At 59.9% G+C, this 2671-nt stretch carries 2 protein-coding genes; both read left to right on the top strand.

Annotated elements, in window-relative coordinates; genetic code table 11:
- Window positions 1–473 precede the first annotated feature (473 nt).
- Window positions 474–1835 carry an AAA family ATPase gene (locus ACI3ET_RS16275; RefSeq protein WP_405034116.1) on the top strand — a complete coding sequence of 454 codons (1362 nt, stop codon included), beginning with the start codon at window positions 474–476 and terminating at the stop codon, window positions 1833–1835.
- The gene (locus ACI3ET_RS16270; protein ID WP_405034115.1) at window positions 1832–2416 is read left to right on the top strand and encodes an RloB family protein; all 585 of its coding nucleotides are present in this window, start codon (window positions 1832–1834) and stop codon (window positions 2414–2416) included. The genes ACI3ET_RS16275 and ACI3ET_RS16270 overlap by 4 nt, the downstream gene beginning before the upstream one ends.
- Window positions 2417–2671 lie beyond the last annotated feature (255 nt).

The following is a 2671-nucleotide window of genomic DNA, read 5'->3' as shown; positions in this document are numbered from 1 at the left end:
GCCCTGCTCGCCCAGCGCGCCGACGCCTGCGCCAAGGGACAGACCCGCCGCGCAGCGATCTACGACGACCTCATCACCGGCCTCGACACCACCGAGGCCTCTTGACAACGATCACCCACATAACGCCGAATACAGGACGGTTGGTGAGGGCCGCCCCGTCGGCCGCGCACCCGAGTTCCGAGCGTTCGTCGCCCTCCACCTACGGTGGAGACCGACCTCAGGGTGCCGGGCTACGGCGCCTGTGGACAGCGCGGCACAGTAGGACCGCCGCAAGGTGTTGGCGCCACTTGGTCCCAGGTCCTGCCTGCGGTCAGGCGTCGTCTTGCGCGACTCGACCAACTCGACCAACATGTGCGCGGCCTCTGACATGTGCACGGCCTCTGAGTTCCCGCAAGAGCACCCACTCACGCAGATTCAACGGAGATTCCTACGAGGTTCGACAGGATGGCCCCTGAGGGAGCATACTATCGTGCATGACAGTCCTCCGGTTCAGGTTCGAGAACCACAAGAGCTTCCGTGACGTGGCGGAGCTCTCTCTCATCCACTCACGCTTGAAGACGGTACGGCCCGTGGACGGCACGTGGTTGGACTACACCCACCGGGTGGCGGGCATCTATGGCCCAAACGCTTCCGGGAAGTCATCCGTTCTTGATGCCCTGGACCTAATGTTGGCAGTCGTACGGAACTCAGCGACGCTGTGGCGGAACCGCAAGCGCCTGCCCCATCGACCATTTGCGCTCGACGAGGCGTCTCGAAACCTTGCGTCGTCCTATGCGGTTGACGTGGTCATCGACGACATTCGTTTTGAGTACGGCTTCAGTCTGTTGCAGGATCATATTGAAAGCGAGTGGCTCTACGACTATCCCGTTGGGAGACGGAGGCTACTTTACGAACGCGGCCTTAATGGTGAGGACTTCAAGTTCGGGCGCGCCCTTGTGGGGGGAACGGCAATCCTGGAGAAATTGACGGGCCCCCGCGAACTGATCCTGTCGAGGGGGGCCAACGACGGTCAGCCTATCCTATCGAAGATATACGATGAGTTGACCGAAGGGTTCGAGTTCGCTCGATTCAGCGATGGGAGCCGTGAGCAGCGACTGAATGACATCGTGAAGGGCCTTGCCACTGACACGATCCAGATGAGCGATATCATTCTCCTGCTTCAAGCGGCAGATGTTGGTATAGCGGAAGTGGAGGTGGATGAGGTACAGACGCCGCCGGCGCTTCTGAAGTGGGTGGACGCAGTCCGGAAGGCAACGGTCGAGACCAAGGGAGAGAAGCCCACAGAAAAAGAGCGGTCGGGTCTCGAGGCAATTGACAACGCTGTTGATTTCCAATTCGTCATCGACGAGGTCACGAAGAGGCTCGCCTTTCGTCACACCGGCGAGAACGGGAAATATTACACCTTGACGCCAGAAGACCAGAGCACCGGCACTCTTTCCTGGCTGTCGCTTGCCGTGCCAGCTGTGGAAACCCTTCGAAAAGGTGGAGTCCTACTTATTGATGAGATCGACGCTAGCCTTCACCCCCACTTGGCGCAGATGCTGATCCAGATGTTCAAGGACCCGTCCATCAATGTACGATGTGCCCAGCTGATCTTCACAACGCATGACACCTTCTTCCTCTCTCCGTCGGCCGACGTACGCCTCGACCCAGAGGAGGTTTGGCTGGTCGAAAAAAATGAGACCGGCGTGAGCGAAATCTTCACGCTTAGCGACTTCAGCACCCGACAGGATCAAAACCTGTCGCGACGGTATCTACACGGGCGCTACGGCGCCACCCCGCACTTGGCGCCATCGTTCCTGCAAGGTCTGGTCCCCTTGGTGGAAGCGGAATGAGGCCATCCCGCGATATTGGGCGTAGGCGACGTCCACGCCAGGAACGGCAACGACTTTTAGTGGTCACCGAAGGTGAAGTAACAGAGCCGCAATACGTTCAGGGACTTCTCCAACACTTTCGCCGAAGTGGGGTAACCGTGCGTTCGGCCCTTACCAAAGGGGTCGGCCGCGACCCGGTGAGGGTACTCCAGCATGCTGAGCGTGTGGCGCGGGAGGACCCGGAAGGTTTCGATTCTGTATGGCTATTGGTTGATGTCGATGATCACGCTCATCTTGACGAGTGCCTTAGGGGGGCTGCGAGGGAGGGGTATATGACGGTGGTCTCGAACCCCTGCTTCGAAATCTGGCTACTGTGGCACTTCCAAGACCTCGACTCCCAGCAGTCGCGGACTTGGCTTCGACATCGCCTCCAGTTCCATGGTCAAGACGGGAAGGCGCTGAAAGCAAACTTCCCATACCGGGATTACGCCTCGGCGACTGACCGTGCGTCGGATGCACGTCGTCGAGTGGCGCCTGGACAGAAGGGCGGCGATCCGTCGACGGCAATGCCACATCTAGTGCGCAGCATCTGTGACCGCTGAGGGCCGCTGCGCTCTTTGCGGTACATCCGCTACTGCCGCGCTGAGGACGGCTACGCTCGTCCGATCATGCCGCTGGTCGCTCTCCATTCCAGCTCGATCGGAGGACATCATCCCTTGGTCCCTTAAGGGGCTCTTCACAGATCAGGGTGTAGGGAGGGCTGGCGCGTCGGTACCGGGATGAGTGTCGAGGCCTTCCGATGATGGGAGTTCTCACACAGCCCATCCGGAAGACCTCGACGTGCCTGACGCTACCTT

This window comes from Ornithinimicrobium jinqii (assembly GCF_045032595.1).
GTDB lineage: Bacteria > Actinomycetota > Actinomycetes > Actinomycetales > Dermatophilaceae > Ornithinicoccus.
This window is presented reverse-complemented; position numbering and strand designations above follow the sequence as displayed.

Excerpts from the sequence above, each read along its gene's own strand:
- ACI3ET_RS16270 (WP_405034115.1), top strand. The coding sequence starts at position 1,832 with ATGAGGCCATCCCGCGATATTGGGCGTAGGCGACGTCCACGCCAGGAA.
- ACI3ET_RS16275 (WP_405034116.1), top strand. The coding sequence starts at position 474 with ATGACAGTCCTCCGGTTCAGGTTCGAGAACCACAAGAGCTTCCGTGAC.